The organism is Nitrosomonas sp. H1_AOB3, from assembly GCF_015709435.1.
Taxonomy (GTDB): domain Bacteria; phylum Pseudomonadota; class Gammaproteobacteria; order Burkholderiales; family Nitrosomonadaceae; genus Nitrosomonas; species Nitrosomonas europaea.
Genome location: NZ_CP054389.1, coordinates 2324481 through 2348386, shown reverse-complemented (window position 1 = coordinate 2348386; position 23906 = coordinate 2324481). Strand labels below are relative to the sequence as shown.

Annotated in this window: 17 protein-coding genes and 3 tRNA genes; 11 read left to right on the top strand and 9 right to left on the bottom strand. The window is 52.1% G+C overall.

Annotated elements, in window-relative coordinates; all coding sequences use genetic code 11:
• The first annotated feature begins 31 nt into the window (after window positions 1–31).
• The 8 genes from gyrB to HRU73_RS10960 all read left to right on the top strand — a co-directional run bounded on the left by gyrB (window position 32) and on the right by HRU73_RS10960 (window position 5147).
• The gene (gene gyrB / locus HRU73_RS10995) at window positions 32–2461 is read left to right on the top strand and encodes a DNA topoisomerase (ATP-hydrolyzing) subunit B (protein WP_287398719.1); all 2430 of its coding nucleotides are present in this window, start codon (window positions 32–34) and stop codon (window positions 2459–2461) included.
• Window positions 2462–2483: 22 nt separating this feature from the next.
• Window positions 2484–2927, top strand: a complete 444-nt coding sequence (locus HRU73_RS10990; RefSeq protein ID WP_287398718.1) for a YbaN family protein — start codon at window positions 2484–2486, stop codon at window positions 2925–2927.
• 50 nt (window positions 2928–2977) lie between these two features.
• Entirely contained in the window at window positions 2978–3709 is a 732-nt protein-coding gene (locus HRU73_RS10985; RefSeq protein WP_011110657.1) for a pseudouridine synthase, read from the top strand.
• 135 nt (window positions 3710–3844) lie between these two features.
• Window positions 3845–3920, top strand: a tRNA-Gly gene (locus HRU73_RS10980).
• A 91-nt stretch (window positions 3921–4011) separates the two neighbouring features.
• A tRNA-Cys gene (locus HRU73_RS10975) sits at window positions 4012–4085 on the top strand.
• A 25-nt stretch (window positions 4086–4110) separates the two neighbouring features.
• Window positions 4111–4199 (top strand) — tRNA-Leu (locus HRU73_RS10970).
• Between the two features lie 221 nt (window positions 4200–4420).
• Window positions 4421–4744 carry a ferredoxin FdxA gene (fdxA, locus tag HRU73_RS10965; protein ID WP_011110658.1) on the top strand — a complete coding sequence of 108 codons (324 nt, stop codon included), beginning with the start codon at window positions 4421–4423 and terminating at the stop codon, window positions 4742–4744.
• A gap of 43 nt (window positions 4745–4787) precedes the next feature.
• Window positions 4788–5147, top strand: a complete 360-nt coding sequence (locus tag HRU73_RS10960) for an exosortase system-associated protein, TIGR04073 family (protein ID WP_011110659.1) — start codon at window positions 4788–4790, stop codon at window positions 5145–5147.
• A gap of 23 nt (window positions 5148–5170) precedes the next feature.
• Here the strand turns inward: HRU73_RS10960 and mfd are convergent, their stop codons facing one another.
• From mfd to HRU73_RS10925, 7 genes are all read right to left on the bottom strand, one after another.
• A complete protein-coding gene (gene mfd, locus HRU73_RS10955; protein WP_287398717.1) occupies window positions 5171–8635 on the bottom strand; it encodes a transcription-repair coupling factor in 3465 nt (1154 codons plus the stop codon).
• A 26-nt stretch (window positions 8636–8661) separates the two neighbouring features.
• Complete coding sequence (locus tag HRU73_RS10950) at window positions 8662–9942, bottom strand: MgtC/SapB family protein (protein ID WP_287398716.1); 1281 nt, start codon at window positions 9940–9942, stop codon at window positions 8662–8664.
• Window positions 9935–11698 carry a single-stranded-DNA-specific exonuclease RecJ gene (gene recJ, locus HRU73_RS10945; protein ID WP_287398715.1) on the bottom strand — a complete coding sequence of 588 codons (1764 nt, stop codon included), beginning with the start codon at window positions 11696–11698 and terminating at the stop codon, window positions 9935–9937. The genes HRU73_RS10950 and recJ overlap by 8 nt, the downstream gene beginning before the upstream one ends.
• A gap of 143 nt (window positions 11699–11841) precedes the next feature.
• Window positions 11842–12438 carry a cytochrome P460 family protein gene (locus HRU73_RS10940; protein ID WP_287398714.1) on the bottom strand — a complete coding sequence of 199 codons (597 nt, stop codon included), beginning with the start codon at window positions 12436–12438 and terminating at the stop codon, window positions 11842–11844.
• An 83-nt stretch (window positions 12439–12521) separates the two neighbouring features.
• Window positions 12522–13442, bottom strand: a complete 921-nt coding sequence (locus tag HRU73_RS10935) for an indole-3-glycerol phosphate synthase TrpC (RefSeq protein ID WP_287398713.1) — start codon at window positions 13440–13442, stop codon at window positions 12522–12524.
• Window position 13443: 1 nt separating this feature from the next.
• Complete coding sequence (gene trpD / locus HRU73_RS10930) at window positions 13444–14469, bottom strand: anthranilate phosphoribosyltransferase (RefSeq protein ID WP_276678122.1); 1026 nt, start codon at window positions 14467–14469, stop codon at window positions 13444–13446.
• Window positions 14466–15065, bottom strand: a complete 600-nt coding sequence (locus HRU73_RS10925; protein ID WP_287398712.1) for an aminodeoxychorismate/anthranilate synthase component II — start codon at window positions 15063–15065, stop codon at window positions 14466–14468. Before HRU73_RS10925 ends, trpD begins: the two co-directional genes overlap by 4 nt.
• Window positions 15066–15185: 120 nt before the next feature.
• On the opposite strand from HRU73_RS10925, the gene HRU73_RS10920 reads away from it, so the two are divergent.
• From HRU73_RS10920 to HRU73_RS10910, 3 genes are read left to right on the top strand one after another with little or no spacing between them, the layout of a single operon-like run.
• The gene (locus HRU73_RS10920) at window positions 15186–16685 is read left to right on the top strand and encodes a HAMP domain-containing sensor histidine kinase (RefSeq protein WP_011110667.1); all 1500 of its coding nucleotides are present in this window, start codon (window positions 15186–15188) and stop codon (window positions 16683–16685) included.
• Window positions 16682–17224: a hypothetical protein gene (locus tag HRU73_RS10915; protein WP_011110668.1), complete on the top strand. Its 543-nt coding sequence runs from the start codon at window positions 16682–16684 to the stop codon at window positions 17222–17224. Before HRU73_RS10920 ends, HRU73_RS10915 begins: the two co-directional genes overlap by 4 nt.
• A 12-nt stretch (window positions 17225–17236) precedes the next feature.
• Window positions 17237–18604, top strand: coding sequence for a sigma 54-interacting transcriptional regulator (locus HRU73_RS10910; protein ID WP_011110669.1), 1368 nt, complete (start codon window positions 17237–17239; stop codon window positions 18602–18604).
• Window positions 18605–18613: 9 nt separating this feature from the next.
• Here the strand turns inward: HRU73_RS10910 and HRU73_RS10905 are convergent, their stop codons facing one another.
• Entirely contained in the window at window positions 18614–19888 is a 1275-nt protein-coding gene (locus HRU73_RS10905) for a ChaN family lipoprotein (protein ID WP_287398711.1), read from the bottom strand.
• Window positions 19889–19944: 56 nt separating this feature from the next.
• A complete protein-coding gene (gene purL / locus HRU73_RS10900) occupies window positions 19945–23859 on the bottom strand; it encodes a phosphoribosylformylglycinamidine synthase (protein WP_287398710.1) in 3915 nt (1304 codons plus the stop codon).
• Between the last annotated feature and the right edge of the window lie 47 nt (window positions 23860–23906).

The following is a 23906-nucleotide window of genomic DNA, read 5'->3' as shown; positions in this document are numbered from 1 at the left end:
TACCGGAATTACGAGAGAGAAAACTGCAAGCATGAACACAAATCAACCCGAATCTGCCAAAAAAACTGATAACAGCCATCGCGACTACAACTCGGACAGCATCAAAATTCTGAAAGGGCTGGATGCCGTACGCAAACGCCCCGGAATGTACATCGGTGATACCAGCGATGGTACCGGTCTGCATCACATGGTATTCGAGGTAGTCGACAATGCCATTGATGAAGCCCTGGCCGGCTATTGCGATGATATCTCTGTCATCATTCACGCTGACAATTCTGTCAGCATCCATGACAACGGTCGTGGTATTCCTACTGACATCAAACAGGATGATGAACTGAAACGTTCAGCAGCTGAAATCGTCATGACAGAGTTGCACGCAGGCGGAAAGTTTGATGACAATTCCTACAAGGTATCCGGCGGGTTGCACGGTGTGGGAGTTTCTGTGGTAAATGCTCTGTCCGAATGGCTGCGCCTGACCATTCGCCGCAACGGCAATGTTTACCAGATGGAGTTCCGGGAAGGTGTTGCCGTTGCTCCCCTGAAAGTGACCGGCCAGACTGAAAAACACGGGACCGAAGTCCATTTTCTCGCCAGCCAGTTAGTCTTTGGCGATATTACCTATCATTACGATATTTTTGCCAAGCGGTTGCGTGAGCTCTCCTTTCTCAACCATGGCATCAAGATCAGGCTGGCCGACCAGCGCGATGACCGGGAAGAAGTTTTTGCCTTCACCGGAGGTATCCGCAATTTCGTCGAATACATCAACCGCAGCAAAACCGTGCTGCATCCCAGCATTTTCTATGCCAAAGGTCTGAAAGACAATATTACCGTCGAAATTGCAATGCAGTGGAATGACAGTTATGCCGAACAGGTGCTGTGCTTCACCAACAACATTCCACAAAAGGATGGCGGTACTCATCTGACCGGGCTGCGTGCGGCCATGACACGGACACTCAATAATTACATCGAAAAAAATGAACTGGCCAAAAAGGCCAAGGTTGATACGACTGGCGATGATATGCGTGAAGGAATAACCTGCGTTCTGTCAGTCAAGCTGTTCGAACCCAAGTTTTCTTCCCAGACCAAGGAAAAACTGGTGTCATCGGAAGTACGCCCGGCAGTCGAGGAAATCGTCGTGCAGAAGCTTTCAGATTTCCTGCTGGAAAATCCAAACGAAGCCAAAACGATCTGCAACAAGATCATCGAAGCCGCCAGAGCACGGGAAGCCGCCAGAAAAGCTCGTGAGCTGACTCGCAGAAAAGGTGTACTGGACAGCATGGGTTTGCCTGGAAAGCTGGCAGACTGTCAGGAAAAAGACCCTAAATTATGTGAGCTCTATCTGGTGGAGGGTGATTCTGCCGGTGGTTCCGCCAAGCAGGGACGTGATCGAAAATTCCAGGCCATCATGCCACTCAAGGGAAAAATACTTAACGTTGAAAAATCCCGTTTCGACAAACTGATTTCTTCTCAGGAGATCGTGTCGCTGATAACGGCACTGGGAACCGGTATCGGCAAGGATGAATACAATCCAGACAAACTGCGCTATCACCGTATCATCATCATGACTGACGCCGACGTGGACGGGTCACATATTCGCACCTTGCTGCTGACCTTTTTCTATCGGCAGATGCCTGAGCTGATCGAACGCGGGCATATTTATATCGCACAGCCTCCTCTGTACAAAATCAAGCATGGCAAACAGGAGCGTTATCTGAAAGATGATTACGAACTCAAGCATTACATACTCGGCCTGGCTTTGGTGGGTGCAGAACTGCATACCGGGGCGAATAATCCGCCGATCACCGGTGAAGCGCTGGCCAGAATTGCAGATGAATATCTTCTGGCGGAAACGGTGATTGAACGGATGAGCCGCCTGATCGATCGTACGGTCATGTATGCGCTGCTCAAACAGCCGGATATCGACCTGAGCTCTGAAACCAGTGCCAGGGACAGTGCTGCCAGACTGGCCATTTTGCTGGATGATGTCGAAATTCTTGCCGAGTACGACGAGAATTTTGAGCGCTATCGCCTCAAGATCATTCGTAAACAACATGGCAATCTGCGTACCAGTTATCTGGACGATGATTTTCTGCAAAGTGGTGACTTCGCCAGAATCAGGCAGGCTGCGCAGATATTGCATGGCCTGATTGGAGAAGGAGCAAAAGTCAAGCGAGGTGAGCAGGAAATATCTGTTCGAGAATTCAAGGAAGCGCTGGAATGGCTGCTGGAAGAAACGAAAAAAGGCATTACCATTCAGCGTTACAAGGGGCTGGGTGAAATGAATCCGGAGCAGTTGTGGGAAACTACCATGGATCCGGGCAATCGCCGTCTGTTGCGTGCGCAGATCGAGGACAGTATCCTGACCGATGAAATTTTTACTACCCTGATGGGGGATGTAGTCGAGCCTCGCCGGGCATTCATCGAAAGCAATGCCCTGCGTGCAAGGAATATCGATATTTAGGCAGTTTACCGGGGGGATTGTCATGTCAATAAAGCCTGATGGAACAGTGAACCGGCCAGAGGAAAACATTCACCTGCTTCAGCTGCATGATTCACCTGTCATGCGCTGGCTGTACCTGAGTATAGGCATGACAGCCCTGTTTATGGGCATACTGGGCATATTTCTGCCGGTATTACCGACGACCCCTTTCATTTTACTGGCGGCCGGTTGTTTTGCACGCAGCTCCGAGCGTTTTCATAGCTATTTACTCAACCATCGTATTGCCGGTCCGATCATCCGGGAATGGTGTGAGTACCGCAGCGTAGCGCGCCACGTCAAGCGCTGGGCGTATCTGGTGATGGCGCTGTCTTTCGGGAGCTCGATTTTGATCGTTTCTTCCTGGTGGTTGAAAGGTATGCTGGCCTTGCTGGCCATGATTTTGTTTACGTTTATCTGGCGGCTGCCTGTACGGGATCAGAGCAGGTAAATCGTTCATATATGACGTTATAAACCGTTGTTTCCAGGTTTTTCTCACCAATGGAAAAAGTTCGCCTGTCCAAACTGATGTCCGCCCGGGGGATATGTTCACGCAGGGAAGCAGATGTTTACATCGAGCAGGGCTCAGTATATGTGGATGGTCAGCCGGTTCGTGAACTGGGGACGAAGATTTATCCCTGGCAGGAAATCGTGCTCGATCGAGCAGCCCAGATCAGACAGAATCAGCAGGTGACGATTTTACTGAACAAACCGGTCGGTTATGTATCCGGCCAGCCCGAACCTGGCTACAAATCCGCTATCAGTCTTGTCAATAATGATTCCCACTTTCATCAGGATCGTTCGTCTTTGAGGTTTGTACCACAGCACCTCAAAAATATCGCACCGGCCGGCCGGCTGGATATCGACTCACAAGGATTGTTGGTGTTTACCCAGGATGGTCGCATTGCCAAACAATTGATCGGAGAATATTCGCAAATCGAAAAGGAATACCTAGTGCGGGTAAGCGGTAATTTGACACGGGAGGGATTGGCGTTGCTCAACCACGGCTTGCAGCTCGATGGCCAGGCATTGAAACCCGCCAGGGTAAGCCGCTTAAACCAGGATCAGTTGCGTTTTATTTTACAGGAAGGAAAAAAGCGGCAGATCCGGCGGATGTGCGAACTGGTCGGATTGAATGTGACCGGACTGAAACGCGTGCGGATTGGTCAAATCAGACTGGCTGATCTGCCGGAAGGCAAATGGCGTTATCTCGGAAAGAATGAATCATTTTGAGGATACGGGAACCTGGTCCAACCCCATATCAATCGAAACAATTATTACCGGAGCCATTATTCTTGACAAAATCGGAAGGGTCTCTATAATCACCCGTCTGTCGAGAGGCGAATCCGGTTTGGTCTGGTATCGTTTGCGGGAATAGCTCAGTTGGTAGAGCGCAACCTTGCCAAGGTTGAGGTCGCGAGTTCGAGACTCGTTTCCCGCTCCAGTTTTATGCTGTATCCTCCGACGTTTTCAGTCCACGTCAAATTTTCATGCTTTGGCGCCGCAGAGCAGGTGGCGTCATCCAAACAGTTCACGGCGGGGTGGCAGAGTGGTTATGCAGCGGCCTGCAAAGCCGTCTACGCCGGTTCGATTCCGACCCCCGCCTCCATATTGACAGTTTCAACTTCGTAATTGCCCGGGTGGTGAAATTGGTAGACACAAGGGACTTAAAATCCCTCGGACATTAACGTCCGTGCCGGTTCGATTCCGGCCCCGGGCACCAGGGCTTCAGGCAATGCCCGGGTTTTACCGTTTCTGACCCTCGTTGAATGGATCTCATGCAACGCAGCATGTCTGATACCAGAAGGCTGGCACAAACAACACTCTTTGAAGTCAAAGCGGCGTCACACGGATAACACACACTCCCGGTGTGTAGCAGAATTTATCGAGATTCTGATAGAATTGTAAGTTTCTTTCAGAAAGTGTCACTCAAGGAATATCATCATGACTTATGTAGTAACTGAAAGTTGTATTAAATGTAAATACACTGATTGCGTAGACGTATGTCCCGTGGATTGCTTCCGTGAAGGCCCCAATTTTTTGGTGATCGATCCGGATGAGTGCATCGACTGCACGTTGTGTGTGGCAGAATGCCCGGTGGAAGCCATTTATGCAGAGGATGATGTCCCCGAAGATCAGCGTCAGTTCATTGCACTCAATGCAGAATTGTCAAAAATCTGGGATCCAATCATCGAGAAAAAAGATGCACTGCCGGATGCAGATGAATGGGCCTCCGTTACAGACAAACTGGATAAATTGGAACGCTGACCAGACTCACTGTTGCCAAAATAAGATCAAGGAGACGCCAATAATGAAAACTTCAATTACACAGGTTGTTTTTCTGATTTTGTTTTGCGTATTGCCACAAACCACTATGGCACAGCGTAATATGCCACAGAGCTACCCGGTCGCAGCGAGTGAGAAGCTGGTCAACGGTATTGCCAACGCTGTAACCGGTGTTATCGAACTTCCTAAAACCGTGATTCTTACCAGCCGGCGCGACGGGCCTGCTTACGGGCTGACAGTCGGCCTCGTGACCGGCATCATGCATACGATTGGCCGTACCGTGTTCGGTGTGCTGGATGCCGCAACCTTCTTTATTCCTACCCAACCGACTGTTCGTCCACCTTATATCTGGCAGGATTTCGATAAAGAAACTACCTACGGGTAAATCGACTGTTACCTGCCGGTTTCTCAGTTTTTCAGTAACGTCATCAGTTTTTTGATTTTTTTGACGCGTTCGCCAACATCCGGTATTTGCAGCCGGACGCTCAGGCGGTCAGGCCCTGACAGGCTGTATTCCTTGCTGCTCTGAATGAGCTGAATGATTTTTATGGCTTCGATCGGGGGTTCTGGTACAAATTGCAACTGAATGTTGTCTGGTCCGGCATCGATACGGGTAATGCCCAGCTGCCTGGCTTCGATGCGCAGCCGATGACTGTCCAGTAACGCGCGGGCAGGATCAGGTAACAGACCAAAGCGGTCGATCAGCTCCTGGTGAATCTCGTCCAGTTCTGTTTCATCACTGCAACCCGCCATGCGTTTGTACAGAATCAATCGCTCATGGATATCGCCACAGTAACTTTCTGGCAATAGCGCCGGTACATGCAATCTGATTTCTGTGGAAACTCCCAGGGGTTGCTGCATATCCGGTTCATGACCGGCTTTCAGTGATTTGATTGCTGCGTCCAGCAGTGAACTGTAAAGGCTGAACCCTACTTCCTGCATTTCGCCACTTTGTGAGTCACCTAATACCGCGCCCGCACCGCGAATTTCCAGATCGTGCATGGCCAGATAAAACCCGGAGCCGAGCTCTTCCATCGCCTGAATAGCCTCCAGACGCCTGGTTGCCTGCGTGGTCAGTGCTGCTTTTTCCGGTGGTGTCAGCAGATAGGCATACGCCTGGTGGTGCGAACGGCCGACTCTGCCGCGCAACTGGTGTAACTGTGCCAGCCCGAACTTATCGGCACGATGGATGATGATGGTGTTGGCAGTGGGAACGTCTATCCCTGTTTCAATGATGGTCGTACACAGCAGCAGATTGAAACGCTGCTGGTAGAAATCACGCATGACATGTTCCAGTTCACTTTCCCGCATTTGCCCGTGCGCAATGTTTATTCTTGCTTCCGGCAGCAGCGTGGTCAATCTGGTATACATGTTCTGAATGGTGCTGACTTCATTGTAAAGAAAATAGATCTGCCCGCCGCGTTTCAGTTCACGCAGACAGGCTTCGCGGATGATTCCTTCCGAGTAAGGGTGTACGAATGTCCGGATCGCCAGGCGTCGCTGGGGTGCAGTGGCAATCACCGAAAAATCTCTGAGGCCTTCGAGTGACATCGCCAGCGTGCGCGGGATGGGTGTTGCGGTCAGCGTCAGTACATCCACTTCGGCACGCAGTTTTTTGAGCTGTTCTTTCTGACGCACTCCGAAACGATGTTCTTCATCGATGATGACCAGTCCCAGGTTTTTGAATTTGACCTTATCCTGAATCAGTTTGTGTGTACCGATGATGATGTCAGTTGTCCCCTGCGCCAGACTTTGCAGCGCTTCGGCCTGTTCCCGGGCTGAACGGAAACGTGAAAGCTCGGCAATTTTTACCGGCCATTGATCAGCAATCAGCCCGAAACGATCAGAGAAATTCTGATAATGCTGTTCTGCCAGCAGTGTGGTGGGAACCAGTACGGCTACCTGCTTGCCATCGGTGACTGTAACAAAAGCTGCCCGCAGGGCAACTTCTGTTTTGCCGAAGCCGACATCACCACAAATCAGCCGATCCATCGGTTTGCCGGACACCATATCCTGAATGACTGCATTGATGGCAGTGGCTTGGTCTGGTGTTTCCTCGAAACCGAAACCATCGGCAAAAGCATTGTAATCATGCTGGTTGAACCGGAATATATGGCCTTTGCGCGCAGCGCGCTGCGCATACAGGTTCAACAGTTCAGCGGCAGTATCGCGTACCTGCTGCATCGCTTTGCGCTTGGCCTTTTCCCATTGGCCACTTCCGAGTTTGTGCAGCGGGGCTGCTTCCGGTGCGGCGCCACTGTAACGGCTGATGAGATGAAGCTGTGTGACCGGCACATACAGCTTATCTCCCCCCTGATATTCCAGAGCGAGAAATTCACTGGACTGGCCTGAATCACTCTCACCCATATCCATGTTGACCAGCCCGAGATAACGCCCGATACCGTGCTGTTCATGTACCACCGGACTGCCGGGTTTGATTTCGGACAGATCACGCAAAATGGAATCGGCCGAAACAGTCTTGCGTGCATCACGTGTACGCTGTCCGCGTACATGCGTGGCATACAGCTCGTTTTCGGTAACCAGCGCCAGGTTTTCAGCAGCAAGGATAAAACCGCTGTGCAGGGAAGCCACACTGAGCATGCAAGAGGCAGTGTCTGACTGAAATGCAGCAAAATCCTCGCAGAGTTTCAGTTTCAGGCCATATTCGCGCAGGTATTCCGCCATCAGCTCGCGTCGCCCCATACTTTCTGCCAGTAGTAAAACCCGTCCGCCCTTTTGCGTAAATGTATGGACAAAAGCGGTCAGCTGCTCGATCGGGTTGGAAGCGCGACGATCCACGCGTACAGGTGGAAGGGAACGAGCAAAAGGCTCATCCGTCTTTACCTGTTGCCCGGTATGCATTTCTATTCGTTTGTATGATTTGAGGTAGCCGTAAAACTGATCTTCCGGCAGAAACAGATCCATCGGAGGAAGCAAAGGCCGATCCGGATCATTGCGCATCAACTGATAGCGTGAACGGGTATCCTGCCAGAAATTTTCGATGGCTGGTGTGATCTCCCCGTGCAGACACACTGTGGAATGCTGCGCCAGGTAATCGAACAGCGTGGCCGTCTGTTCGAAAAAAAGCGGCAGATAATATTCGATTCCGGCGGGAATATTGCCCTTGCTGATTTCCTGGTAAAGCCTGCAGCGTGTGGGATCACCCTCGAATTTTTCCCGAAATCCGGTGCGGAATCGGCTGCGCCCGTTATCGTCGAGTGGAAATTCCCGCGCCGGCAGCAGCCGGATCTCCTTGACCGGATAGATACTGCGCTGCGTATCGACATCAAAAGTGCGTATCGATTCGATTTCATCGTCGAACAGATCGATACGATAAGGCAGCGGGCTGCCCATCGGGAACAGGTCGATCAGTCCCCCGCGGATGCTGTATTCCCCCGGTGAAAGCACCTGCGATACATGAGAATAGCCCGCCAGTGACATCTGACTGCGAAATGACTGCAGATCCAGCGTGCTGCCCTGGTTGACGAAGAATGAATGTGCCGCCAGAAATTCTCGCGGCGGCATCCGGTACAACGCGGTCGTAACTGGAATGATCAGGACATCGCAGGCGTTGTGTGCAATCTGGTAAAAAGTAGCCAGACGTTCCGAAATCAAATCCTGGTGAGGTGAAAAAATATCGTAAGGCAGCGTTTCCCAGTCCGGCAACAGGCTCACGCGCAAATCGGGCGCGAAAAAGGGAATTTCTTCGAGTAATCTTTGTGCATCCAGTGCACTGGCTGTGATGACCGCCAGTAACTGCCCGGCCGGATTTTGGTTTGCCAGCCATGCCAGGGCACAGGCATCACTGGAACCTTCCAGACCGGTGTAACGCGGCAGCGATTCCGAAGAAAGTGGATTGAGTTTGGATGACATGATTTTGCGAACAGAATGTTAATTGTTCAGAAATAAGACAGATATGATGCCGTGAAAAGTGCACCCGCCAGGCCGATAATGATGGCTATCGTTCCCAGGAAGCATCGCCTGGCCAATACGTTGTTACCAGTGAAAAAGATCAGTCCCAGCTTGAAAAACAGATTGGCAATGACCCCGAGTGTGATAGCGGTAACCACTTCTACGATTTCCAGCTTGCCCAGCCCATGCAAACGCAGGCTGCTCAGCGTGATCGCATCCACGTTGGTCAGTCCGGAAATGATCGCCACGGCGTACAACCCGCTGCTGCCGGCAATGTCCGACAGCCACCCGCTGAGGAACAGCACCGCTGCATAAAGCAGGCCAAATCCCATGGCAGTAGTCAGCTCCGCCGGATTTTTCGTATCCGGCATGGGAATGATCTGCTGCTGGCTGAATTCACGCCACCAGAACAGCGAAGTGATCAATCCCAGAAAAAGCCCGCCTCCCAGAACCGGCAGGAGATAAGGAAAAATCACAGGTGAAATTACTTCGGTAATCAAAGCAAGCCGGACCAGTACGACCAGATTGGCCAGTAAAATCACGACAACAGCCAGATTGGTGATATCAGGTCTATCCCCGTTGCGGCGTGTAAATACCAGCGTGGTGGCAGTGCTGGAAACCAGTCCACCCAGTACACCCAGCAGTACTGCACCGTAACGCTGGCCGATGAAACGCAGTGCAATGTAGCCCACCAGGCTGACTCCCGAGATCAGCACGATCATCAGCCAGATCTGATGAGGATTGAATGCATCGAAAGGACCATAATTCCTGTCGGGCAGAATCGGCAGGATGATAAAGCTGAGTACCGCAAACTGCAGTATTGAAATCAGATCCTTGCGAGTCAGATTTTGTGTGATTCCCTGCAGTTCGGTTTTGAAATAAAGCAGGATGGTTGTGATGATCGCCAGCATGACAGCCAGCGTTGATTCTTCATACCACACCATCGCGCCCAGCCCGTAGCAGATCAGTACTGCGGTTACCGTGGTGGTGCCCGGATCTTCCGGCAAATCCCGTTTATCCCGATAAGAGGCAATCACCATGATTCCGACCAGTAATAAGCCACTGATCAGCAACCAGGGAGTTTGTGCCTTGTGGGATAGCATCGCGGTCAGCGTACCAAACATGGCGACCAGCGCAAAAGTACGCAATCCTGCTTTGGCAGCCGGGCTGCGTTCGCGCTCCAGGCCGATCAGCAACCCGATTGCCAGGCTGGTGGCAAATTGAGCCAGATAGCCCCGCTCCTGTTCAAGAAGAAACAGATCATCCATAGTGTGCCTGGCCGGATTCAAACCAGTGTTCCAATAATAATTGCATGCGGGTGCTTCCGTTGTATTCGTTTATCTGCACCCGGTAGACGGCATCGATCTCGGTGGGCAGCCGCTCGGTATGAAAAAACAGAATGCCATCGTACACCTGTGCAGCACCGGTTTTCCGCAGTTTCAATTTCAGATGTTTTTCCCCGACGATACGCTGATTTTCGACCCGGAAACAGCCATTGAAACTTGGTTCGGGGAATCCCTGCCCCCAGACCTGATTCGTCAGATACTGTGCCAGCTCCAGAGTCAGGTCTGTTTCTGCCAGCTCACCATCGGTTTCGATCACCTGTATCAGATCTGCAGGGGTCAGCAGTGATTGCGCTACCTGCTCGAATGCAGTACGAAACTGTTCGAAATGCCGTTCGTACACAGTCAGACCGGCAGCCATGGCATGGCCGCCAAATTTGACGATCAATCCCGGGTAACGTTTTGCGACCAGATCCAGTGCATCACGCAGATGCAGACCGGGAATCGATCTGCCTGAGCCCTTGATTTCGCCGTCGTTGCCTTGCGCAAAAACGATGGCTGGCCGGTGCAGTCTGTCCTTGACACGCGAAGCAATCAGGCCGATGACTCCCTGATGCCAGGCCGGATCGTACAGACACAGGCTGTATACAGATTGTTTCCCGTTATCTGCCGGCGTATCGGACTGGTTCAGGAGATCGATCACGTCATCCAGTTTGTCCATGGCTTCATCTCGCATGCCTGATTCGATTTCACGTCGTTGGCGGTTCAGTTCATCCAGCTCGCTGGCCAGACGCAGGGCATGGGATTCATCCTCGGTCAGCAGACATTCGATTCCCAGTGACATATCATCCAGTCGCCCGGCAGCATTCAATCTGGGCGCAAGAATAAATCCCAGTTCATACGTGGTGATGCGGCTGAAATCCCGCCCGGCAGCATTGAATAAGGCATGAATGCCGGCGCAGCAATAGCCGTTACGGATACGCTGCAACCCCTGCTGCACCAGGATACGGTTGGTTCCTTCCAGCCTGACTACATCGGCGACGGTACCCAATGCGACCAGATCGAGCAGACTGGCGAGATTGGGTTCTTTGCCGGTTGCTGTGAAAGCGCTTCGTTCACGTAATTCCGCTCGTAACGCCAGCATGACATAAAAGATCACGCCGACTCCGGCAATATGTTTATCGGGAAAACTGCATCCTGGCTGGTTGGGATTGACGATGACGGCTGCATCTGGCAGCCGGTCGCCCGGCAAATGATGATCGGTGATGAATACCTGCATTCCCAGCCGGTTGGCTTCCTCTACGCCTTCCACACTGGCGATACCATTATCTACCGTGATCAGAATATCGGGAGGAGGAACCTGATCTGCTGCCAGGCGCACGATTTCCGGCGTCAATCCATAGCCGTATTCAAAACGGTTAGGTACGAGGTATTCCACCATGGCACCAAACTGGCGTAGCGCGCGCAGGGCAACGGCACAGGCAGTGGCACCGTCGGTGTCGTAATCAGCGATGACGAGCAAACGTTTTTTCGCGGCAATGGCATCAGCCAGTAACACGGCGATCCGTTGGATATTCTTTAATTGCTCGAACGATGCCATACGGGCAAATGTCGTTTCGAGTTGTTCAGGATGATTTATTCCGCGCGCTGCAAAAATGCGTGCAAGTACGGACGGAAAACCATGTGCACTGAGTATTTCGTATGCGTGAGCAGGAAATTCGCGGATGGTAATGTTGGCCATAGTGCCAGCATTTTATCACCAGGCTGTAACTGGCCGTAGCTGCGGGGAAAACGAGGGAGAAAAAACAGGAGTATTTCGCTGCGGTAACGCAACTATCGGGTTACCGCAATACTCCTGCTGCTTGCCAAATTTGTATCTGTTATTTACTTGGGCGCGACTACACCGGATTCACCGGTTGCTTTGGCGGCACGTAACACAGGATAAAATTGTGTGAAGACCATGTCTGTCTTCGCATTTTCCTTGTGGCAGGTAGCACATTCAGCTGTGGGCAGATTTTTGGCTGCAGCAACCAGCGGCGTGTCAGGAACATAGAAAATATAAAAAGCCCAGTTGCCAGGCTCGTTTGCAAAGCGTTGTGAATCCTTGACCGATGCCTCGAGCCCGATATAGTCACCCATGAAGTAGCCGTTTCCGCTGCCTGGGCCTTTACGGTCGCCGACGCTGACCAGTTCTTTTACAGTTACCGTCCCATTCCTGAATTCACCGGTTTTTTTCCAGTGAGCATAGCTTTCCGGGTCGACATAGACTGTTCTGATTTCGGTGAAGGGTGCTTTGCCATCGTTCAATTCGTTAGGTGTTACCTGGGTACCGACCATCACCCATTCACGGTAATTTTTCGGCAGCAGCAGTTCTCCCTTGTCGTTAAACTCTGCCACACCTGCTGCCAGCAGGCTGCCGGACATGACTGCTGAAAGAATCAGGCTGCTCAAACCGCCTGTCAGTTGTTTCCTGAAGTTCATAAAGGTCTCCTTTTGGTTGATTGAAGCATTATTGTTATATCGTGGTCGGGGAGATAGTTACCCGACTGATGGTGCAGCGCAGCTTACGTCAGGTTTGTCGTAAACAGGCTTGCCAGTGCAGCGCCCGGATCCGGTGCCCGCATGAAAGTTTCCCCGATCAGAAAAGCGTAAATATGGCGGGATAGCATCATTTCCACATCGGCAGGGGTACGGATACCGCTTTCGGTGACGACGATGCGTTCGGATGGTATGCGTCTGACCAATTGAACGGTGGTATCCAGCGTAGTCTCGAAAGTTCGCAGGTTGCGGTTGTTGATCCCGATGAGCGGAGTAGTCAATTGCAGTGCGAGATCGAGCTCATCTGCATCGTGTACTTCTACCAGTATGGCCATTCCCAGTGCTTGTGCCGTGGCTTCCAGCGTACGCATCCGTTCAAGTGCGCTGTCGCCCTGATTGACGGAGACATCCTGTTGGAAAACCGGTGAAAGAAATGCCGCAACGATCAGCAATATGCAATCGGCTTCCATCGCGCGTGCTTCGTAGACCTGATATTCGTCCAGTATGAAATCCTTGCGCAATACCGGTAAATCACAAGCAGCACGTGCTTGCCGCAAGAAATCGGCACTGCCCATGAAAAACTGTTCATCTGTCAGGACTGACAGGCAGGCAGCACCATTTCGGGCATAACTGGCCGCAATTTCTGCCGGGATGAAATCTTGCGGAATCAGATTTTTCCCGGATGAGTTTTCCGCATGCCCTGATCCCTGCGGATTGGGTGCTTCTGATCGCCCGCGTAATACACCCTTGCTTGGGCTGGCCCGTTTGATCTCTGCAATTACAGCGGCACGATGCTGACTGATCCGGCCGCGTATCGCCTGGAGAAAATCACGCGGAGCAGGCATTTCTTCTGCCTGCTTACGGATTCCTTCCAGGGATTTTCGTGCCCGGGCGGCCGCGACCTCCTGTTTTTTCACGGCAAGGATGCGATCGAGAATGTCTGACATATTAAGCACTTACCTGATTGGAGAATTCAACCAATGCCTGCATTTTCTGTTTTGCAGCACCGCTGGCCAGCATGTCGCGGGCCGTTTCAACCCCGCGAGCCCAGGAATCTGCTTTTCCGGCGACATAAATTGCTGCGCCCGCATTGAGCAGAACAATGTCTCTGGCGGGCCCCGGGCGGTTATCCAGCACGGACAGAAGCATTGCCTGAGCATCTTCCGTGCTGTTCACCTGCAGAGAGGTAAGGGCGGCGCGTTCCAGCCCGAAATCTTCCGGCTGCACGCTGTATTCCCGCACTTCACCCGCGTTGAGCTCTGCGATTTTGGTTGGACCGGACAGGGTGATTTCGTCCAGTCCGTCGCTACCATGCACGATCATGGCGTGCCGGCTTCCCAGCCGCAGCAGTACCTGCGCCAGTACACCGGTCAGATCGGCATGGTATACACCGAGTAACTGGTTGCTGGCGCCGGCAGGATTGGTCAGTGGTCCCAGGATGTTGAAGACCGTGCGCACGCCCAGCTCCCGCCGAACGGGGGCGGCATGTTTCATGGCATGATGAAAATTGGGGGCAAACATAAAACCGATACCCACTTCGGTAATGGAGCGGGCAATCTGGTCTGGTGTCTGGTCGAGATTGATACCAATGGCTTCCAGCACGTCTGCGCTGCCAACCTTGCCTGACACGGAACGCCCGCCATGTTTGGCTACTTGTGCGCCCGCAGCGGCGGCCACGAAAGCGGAAGTAGTTGAAATATTGAAAGTATTGCATCCATCCCCGCCGGTCCCGCACGTATCGACCAGATGGCTCGCATCAGGCACTTCAATACGCACTGCCAGCTCACGCATGACCTGAGCGGCTGCACTGATTTCACCGATGCTCTCGCGCTTTATGCGCAACCCGGTGACCAGAGCGGCCGTCATGACCGGCGATACATTGCCCGACATGATTGCACGCATCAGCTCAATCATTTCCTCATAAGGAATTTCATGCTGCTCGAGAATTCGAGCGAGGATTGCCTGCGGATTCACACTTCACACATTGAAGAATGCTTTTGAACAGCGTTGCCGTGAAGGAAATTATCAAGCAACAGGTGGCCATGTTCACTCAATACCGATTCAGGATGGAATTGCACACCCTCGATCGGTAGTGCGCGATGTCGTACGCCCATGATCTCGCCATCTTCGGTCCAGGCAGAGATTTCAAGGCAATCAGGTATACTTGACCGTTCAATGACGAGTGAATGATAGCGGGTTGCCACGAAGGGATCGGGCATTCCCTGAAAAACGCCTTTACCATCGTGAAAAACCAGTGATGTTTTCCCGTGCATGACTTTTCCGGCGCGTACGATCCGCCCCCCAAAAGCCTGGCCGATACTCTGGTGACCGAGGCACACACCCAGTATGGGAATTTTTCCACTGAACCGGTTGATCAGCTCCACGGAAATACCTGCTTCATCCGGGGTACACGGGCCCGGTGAAATGACGACACTGGCAGGATTCAACTGCTGAACTGCCTCCAGTGTAATTTCATCATTTCGAACGACCATGACTTCTTCACCCAGTTCACCCAGATATTGCACCAGGTTATAGGTAAAGGAATCGTAATTATCAATCATCAGCAACATGGGAGGTAAAATCGTTGTTTGGCGCCCAGGAAAAACAGCCAGAGAAAAATATGAAAAAACAGCCTGAGTCTTTCTACCCAAGTATTGTCACCCAGGTTGCATGAAAGGTAAACCTGCACTATGAAAATTTCTACAGATGCTGTATCTCCCGAGCAGACACGCCGGAAGACCGGATCCGGATATAAACCAAAATCATTTCTGGCTTTGATCCTGATCGGATTTTCAATTGTCGGCCTGCCGCTGATTGGTGCGCTGGTATACAGTGCGGTACGTATCGACCAGTTATCCGAACAAAGCCGGCACAACGTTTACCAGGCGACACAGATTACCAATGGTACCAGCGTCATCATCGGTGAAATCATGGCGATGCAACGCAGTGTACAACATGCACTGGTACTGGATGATGCTTCCCTGCTGGAAGGCTATTTTCTCGCACACACCAAATTCGAAAACATTACCAATCACCTTTCCGTTATTTCCCTTTACCCGGAGCAACGGCTGCCGCTGGAAAAACTGCGTTTGCTCGAAACCAGTCTTTTTAAGGAGATATTGAATCTGAATGAGTACCCGCAGGAGCTGCAGTACCTGCTCGAGCGTTTTGCCGGGTTGCTTACACTTGCCCAGGAATTTTCAACCAACAGCTTCCGGATGATCGGGGAAAACGTGGGCAGTATGAGTGAAATTGCCACACAGACCCGTTCGCTGGTCGAATGGGAATTGCTGATTCTGGTTCCGCTGGTTATTTTTCTCGCGCTGGCTTTTTCCGTATTCATTGCTCGTCCCATCCGTCAGATCGATGAAGCAATTGCGCAAATGGGCCGAGGCAGGCTTTCCCGTCCCATTCAAGTCAACGGGCCACAAAACCTGGTTTATATTGGTGAGCGTCTGGATTGGCTGCGACAGCGCCTGCTCAAGCTGGAAGACCAGAAAATGCAGTTTTTTCGTCATATTTCACATGAACTGAAAACACCCCTGACTGCCATTCGCGAAGGTGCCGATCTGCTGGCCGAAGGGATTACGGGTAATCTCAACCGTAAACAGCAACTCATCGCCGGGATTCTTCATACCAGCAGCATGCAATTGCAGAAACGCATCGAAGATCTGCTGAATTTCAGTGCCCTGCAGGCTGAGATCATCACGCTCGTCAAACAGTCCGTCAAGCTGGAAAAAATAATAAATAGCGCGATACAGGCACAAAATCTTTCCATTCTGAGTAAAAACCTTAAAATCAGCCTGAATTGCCCGGAATTGTCTCTGGAATGTGACAAACAGAAACTGGATATCATTCTCGATAATCTACTTTCCAATGCTGTCAAATTCTCCCCGGTTGGCGGCCTTATTGAAATAACGGCTTCATATCATGAAAACAGGGCGCAGATCGATATGACAGATTCCGGCCCGGGCGTTGATGATAGTGATGGCAGCCGGATATTCGAGCCGTTTTACCAGGGGCACAACACACCCGAGAGCCATGTCAGGGGCACCGGTCTGGGCCTGGCCATCGCAAAAGAGTATGCCATCGCCCATGGGGGAAATATCGAACTCATCCGGAATACCGGAAAACGCGGCGCCCATTTTCGACTGACTTTGCCCATCAACAGTTCTGAATCCACAACATGACATATACTTTTAAATTATTGACAGGACTGACATTATCCGTAATGTTGACAGGATGTATGCATACGCCTGTCCAGCCTGTGGATGAGCCATCCGAGCAAGCGGAGATACGAATCATCCAGGAATCAGGGAGTGATCTGAGCGAGTTGATGCACTATTACGATTCGCTGCAGAACAAGTCCAGAGTAGAGCTTTGGGAAGAATACAAATATGCGAACAGCCACTATCGGGAGAGCACCGATATGCAACAACGGCTTAAACTGCTGATATTACTGCTATTGCCGAATACCAGTTTTCAGAGTAATCGTGTCGCGCTGAATCTCGTGGAAGATCTTCCGGAACAGGCTGAAACCACTCCGGATACAACAGCCTTCAAAAACTTGCTGGTATTATTACTCAAGCGGCAGCGAGCTGCGAATTTACAAATACAAAATCTGTCCGAAAAATTACGGTCAGCAGAGACTGAAGTGAAAACGCTAAAAAATAAGATCAATGCAATCAAAATTATAGAAAAAGACCTGATGCGTAACAATACACCCTGATCAACAAGTCAAATGATACAAGACAAGAAAATTCTTCTGGTGGATGATGACAGGGATTTGCTTGAACTGCTTTCCATCCGTCTGACGGCAGCCGGGTATGAAACCACGCTTGCAGACAGTACTGAGGCAGCAATCAATTATCTCGACATTTCCCGTCCCCATCTCGTTATCAGTGACATGCAAATGGGCGGTCTCGATGGCATGGCGCTGTTCGAGTACATCCATCGCAACATTCCGACACTGCCGGTCATCATTTTGACTGCTTACGGTACTATCCCGGATGCCGTGGCAGCGACGCAACGCGGGATTTTTGGCTATCTCACCAAGCCTTACGATCCTAAAATTCTGCTTGGTCAGGTTGAACGCGCCCTCAATCTCGCCCCTGCCGTTGAAACGCTTTCCAGCACGACACCCGTTTCCTCATGGCGCAAGACCATCGTTACCCGGAGCGCGGTCATGGAAGATCTGCTTGCAAAAGTAGGCCGAGTGGCGCAAGGGGATGCCAGTGTGCTGCTGTCCGGTGAAAGCGGTGTTGGCAAGGAATTGCTTGCCCGTGCCATTCATCAGGCTTCCCGACGTTGTGACCAGCCGTTCGTTACCATCAATTGCGCGGCCATTCCGGAACAACTGCTGGAATCCGAGCTGTTTGGCCATGCCAAAGGTGCATTTACCGGTGCTGTGCGGGATCATAAGGGATTATTCCAGCTGGCTGATGGTGGCAGTCTGTTTCTGGATGAGATCGGTGACATGCCTCTGCTGTTACAGGCAAAACTGTTGCATGCGCTGCAGGAAAGAGTCATCCGGCCTGTTGGTTCCACCCAGAGTATTCCAATCAATGTGCGCATCATCTCCGCTACGCACCGGGATCTGAAATCGGAAATCCAGGCGGGAAATTTTCGTGAAGATCTGTATTACCGGCTTTTCGTGGTGGGGCTGACGATTCCCTCACTTGCCCAGCGCAGTGAAGATATTCCCCTGCTGGCCAATCATTTTCTGCGTGTATTTGCCGAGAAACATCAGAAAGATATCAATGTATTTTCCCCGGAAGCGATCAGCTTTCTGCTGGCATCCTCCTGGCCGGGTAATATTCGGCAGCTCATGAATGTCGTCGAACAAAGTGTCGTCATGAGTGCGGTGCCGCTCATCTCCGGTGAGCTTGTCCGTGATGCCATGCACAAGGATGAAGAGCAGATGACGTCATTCGATGAAGCCCGCAGACAGTTTGAAAGAGATTATCTGGTCAAGATACTGAAAATTACTGCCGGAAATGTGACTCAGGCAGCCAAGCTGGCCAAACGCAATCGCACGGAGTTTTATAAATTGTTGCAGCGGCACCAGCTTGATTTCACACTCTATAAATCGTTACAGGAAAAGGTCTGATTTTCTGTTTTATTTCGCTAATGGTGGGAATTTCGCGATGATTTCAGTGATCATGCCTTCCCGCATCACTTTCAGAGGCAGCCAGGTACCCGGTGCCTGACGCTTGACCGCATCGATGACATCGCGGCTTTCCTTGAGTGTACTGCCAGCCATTTCGAGAATCACGTCCCCGGCCTGTAATCCGGCAGATTCGGCAATACTCTGTTGTTCGACCTGCAGTACGTGAGCGCCTGTGGTTTTCTTGCTGAATTCAAAACCGATCCCGAGACGTTGTTGCAAAGGGGAGCCCGATTCCGGTGTAAACGGAGCCAAGCCGAATACCGCATCTGCATAGCGGTCGGTCAGTAGTTTACAGGGCCGATTCGTATCCCATGGCAGCAGGGAAACTATTTTTTTCACACCCATGTTTTTCAACTGATGTGGCACACCAAATCCTTTCAGGATATGTCCGGATCCCATGATCCCCACTATCAGCGGTTTCTTGTGTTTGTCGTAACTGCTCAGCACGGCATGAATTTCCTGTGCCATTGCCCGATCCCATAACTGCTGACTGACGACAAACCGCAGAAAATCCGGGTCGTAATGGTTCGGCTTCTGATTTTTTTCGGCCGTTTTCTGAGGGGCGCGGCCGTGTTGCATATAAATCGGCAGTAGAAATTCCAGGTATTCCGGTGCAGGCGGGGCTGGCCGGGTGACGCCTTCTCTGTCTTTTTCCGGTACGCCGTCAAATCCTTTGGCGGTGACAGCCCGTCTCAGGTGAATATCGATGTTGAGTGCACGCATCGGGATGCGATTCATCCGTGCGAAATGAAACAGAGGCAGATATAGACCCGCATCGGTACTCCAGACCGACTGCCATTCGGATCGGGATAAAAATTCTGATTCCGTCAGCTCACCTGCCACCCATTGATCCAGAATTTTCTGTACCCGTCGTGGAAACATCTCGAAGCCGATCACCATATCCGGGCGGGCAGCATACAAGGTAGCCAGCATCTGCAACTGCCAGCGATGATGCTCGGGGTTGATATGGGTTTCGCCCAATAACACGACTGATTTATCTTTTACTGACGCCATCACGCTGGAGAGCGTCGTTTCTCCCTTGCCAGGGATTACCCAGCTTGCGGCCGGGACACATGCGTTCCGGGTAGTTTGCTCACTTGCAGAAACGGCTTTTTTTCCTGATCCGGTTTGGGCAGAAACATCAGAGACATTCATCATTCCCCCCAGCAACAGCAAACCGCTTATGGCAAGCCGCCAGTCAGACTTGAAATCGATCATTGTCATCTTTCTTTATTAGGAATTTGTAAAAACGAGTGATGGAAAACGTTGCGTTGAATCGATCAATCGACCCATTTACGGGCATTTCTGAACATTTTCATCCAGGGAGAATCTTCCGGCCAATCGTCAGGATGCCACGAATGCTGTACGGTACGGAAAACTCTTTCCGGGTGTGGCATCAGGATCGTCACCCGGCCATCGGCTGAAGTCATACCGGTAATGCCTGCGGGTGAACCGTTCGGATTCAGCGGGTAGGTTTCGGTAAGCATGCCCCGATTATCGACAAACTGCAACGCAACATAGGGGTGTGCCGCAAGCAGTTGCTCGGCATCCCGGAATACCGCAAGCCCTTCACCATGGGCAACGGTCACCGGCAAGCGGCTGCCTGCCATGCCATCAAAAAACAACGAAGGGCTGGTTCCAATTCTGACCATGACAAAACGTGCTTCAAACTGCTCGGAGCGGTTACGTCCAAAACGGGGCCAGTGAGCCGTTCCCGGAATGATCGCCTGCAGGTGGCTCATCATCTGGCAACCATTGCATACGCCTAAAGCAAAGGTATCTGTGCGCGCAAAAAAGGTTGCAAACTCATCTCGTGCCCGTGCATTGAACAAAATCGACTGAGCCCATCCCCGGCCTGCACCAAGCACATCGCCATAAGAGAATCCCCCTCCGGCAATCAATCCTTTATATTCGGCCAGCTTCACCCGCCCGGATAAAATATCGCTCATGTGCACGTCCACCGCATCGAATCCGGCGCGGTCGAAAGCGGCTGCCATTTCCACATGACCGTTCACACCCTGTTCACGCAGAATCGCGACTGCAGGACGGCTGGCAAGTATAGCTGGTGCCGTAACAACGGATTCGGTAAGTGAAAATGTCAGTTGTGCATGCAGCCCCGGATCATCCATATTCAGAATCTGATCGAACTCCTGCTGTGCACACTCGGGATGATCGCGCAATTTTTGCATCCGGAAGCTCGTTTCCGACCAGATACGCTGCAACGCCACACACTTTTCCTGGAATACGATTCCGCCATCAACCATCAACGTGATGTCATCCTGCCGGTTCGGACTGCCGATCGTATGGCTGATGTGCCCCAGCCCCGCATCCGCCAGAATGGCCATCACTGCGTCATGATGTCGAGATTCAATCTGGATGACAGCACCGAGTTCCTCATTGAACAAGATTGACAGCACTTGCTCATCCCGGTCATCAGTTGGCTCAGCGCTCAACGAAATCAGCGAATCGAGCGTAATGGTGACACCGCAATGTCCGGCAAAGGCCATTTCGCATAACGTGACGAACAGGCCGCCATCGGAGCGATCATGGTAAGCCAGCAGCAATCCGCTGCCATTGAGTGTTTGAATCGCATCAAAAAAAGCATTGAGTTTTTCCGGGCTTTCCAGATCGGGCGCATCGTCGCCCGACTGGGCATAAACCTGAGCCAGTGCTGAACCGCCGAGACGGTTTTTGCCATTGCCGAGATCGATCAGAATCAGCTTCGTTTCGCCTTTATCCGTACGCAGTTGCGGCGTGAGCGTCTTACGCACATCGGATATTTTGGCAAATGCTGAAATAATCAGGGAGAGCGGTGCAACGACTTCTTTGGGTTGATCATCGTGCCAGGCAGTTTTCATCGATAATGAATCCTTGCCTACCGGGATGCTGGTTCCCAGTGCGGGGCACAATTCCATCGCTACGGCATGCACGGCGTCATACAGTGCGACATCCTCGCCCGGATGTCCCGCTGCGGCCATCCAGTTGGCGGATAGCCGGACAGTTCCCAGGCCGGCAATTGCAGCCGCAGCCAGATTGGTAACTGCTTCTCCTACCGCCATGCGAGCTGAACTGGCCGCATCGATCACAGCCAGCGGCGTGCGTTCACCCAGCGCGAATGCCTCACCCGAATACGTCTGGAAGCCCATGGTGGTAACCGCGACATCGGCCACCGGCACCTGCCACGGGCCGACCATCTGGTCTCGTGCGGTCTGGCCACCTACGCTGCGATCACCGATCGTAATCAGGAAGGATTTGTTTGCCACGGTCGGCAGGCGCAGAACACGATGGGCCGCTTCTTGCAGCCGCATACCGGTTTTATCCAGTGGAGCAGGGGCAGAGTGGATGCGTTTGACATCACGCACCATTTTGGGCGGTTTGCCTAACAATACGGGCAGGGGCATATCGGCCGGATGAGTGGATGAACGTTCATCCGTCACGATCAGCTGGAGCTCTGCCAGTGCTTCGCCGACCACAGCGAACGGGCAGCGCTCACGTTCGCAGATGGCCTGGAACAGGGAAAGAGATTCCGGCCGGATAGCGAGTACATAACGTTCCTGTGCTTCATTACACCAGATCTGCATGGGTGACATTCCGGGTTCGTCGGAAGGAACTGCGCGCAGGTCAAACCGCCCCCCCCGCCCGGCATCGTGTACCAGCTCGGGCAGGGCGTTGGAAAGCCCGCCGGCGCCGACGTCGTGAATGGCCAGAATCGGATTGGGTTGCCCGCTGCGCGCCAGTTGCCAGCAACGATCGATCACCTCCTGTGCACGACGTTGTATTTCTGCATTGCCTCGCTGCACCGAGTTGAAATCGAGCGCTTCTTCATTCGTACCGGCATCCATGCTGGAAGCGGCACCACCGCCCAGCCCGATGGCCATGCCCGGCCCTCCCAGATGAATCAACAGCGTGCCTTCCGGGAAAGGTTCTTTTGCAGTATGCAACGCGGAAATCTGGCCGATACCCCCAGCCAGCATGATGGGTTTGTGGTAGCCGCGCATCCGGCCGTTGATTTCCACTTCATAAGTACGAAAATAGCCTGCCAGATTCGGGCGGCCGAATTCATTGTTGAAAGCTGCACCGCCAATCGGTGCGGTCAGCATGATGTCGAGTGCGGATGCAATGTGCCCCGGTTTGCCGTAAAAGTCGGTTTCCCAGGGCTGTATGGCTTCAGGAATCCGCAAGTTGGAGACGCTGAATCCGGTCAGTCCTGCCTTGGGTTTTGCGCCGGATCCGGTTGCACCTTCATCGCGGATTTCACCCCCCACACCAGTGGCCGCACCTGGAAAAGGGGAGATCGCCGTCGGGTGGTTATGTGTTTCCACTTTGACCAGCCAATGCGTCAACTCCGGTGCGTAGCCATATTGATCATTTTTTCCGGGGTAAAACCGCTCGATGATTTCCCCTTCCAGAATTGCGGCATTATCCGAATAGGCAACGATCGTGTGCTGGGGATGGCTTTGATGGGTATGCCGAATCATGCCAAACAGCGAATGCGGTTGTTGTACGCCATCGATTATCCAGTCGGCATTGAAAATCTTGTGCCGGCAATGTTCCGAATTGGCTTGCGCAAACATCATTAGTTCGACATCGGTGGGGTTGCGCTGGATACGAGTGAAATAATCCAGCAGGTAATCGATTTCATCCGAAGACAATGCGAGCCCCATTTCCCGGTTGGCTTGCAGCAGTGCATCGATTCCCCGATTCGTCAGATCGATTTCACCCAATATTCCCGGTTCTGCATGATGAAACAGAAGGGTGGCTTCAGCCAGCGAGTGCAGCACTACCTCGGTCATGCGGTCATGAAGACACACCTCGATTTGTAACAGCTGCTCCGGCAATGGTGCTGTCTGGTAGCGAAGTTCGAAGGAAATGCCGCGTTCCAGCCGTTCGATTTCGTTCAAACCGCAGCAATGGGCAATATCGGTCGCTTTGGAAGACCAGGGGGAAATCGTGCCGAGGCGTGGTACCACCAGTAACAGCTTGCTGTCCGGACAGGACTGTGCCTCTGCTTCATCGACATCGAGCAACTGCCGCAGCCGGTCAGTTTCTTCCTGCGTCAAATCACGCTGAACCTGGCAGAAATAGCGGTAATTGGCAGTAATGCCGGAAATTTGCGGTACGATTGCCTGAATTGAATGGAGCAGGCGTTCCAGACGAAAGGGGGAAAGCGCATTGCGCCCGCAAAATTGCAGCATCGGAATTTACCAGTCAATTGAATAAAAAACATGATTTTACACGAGTA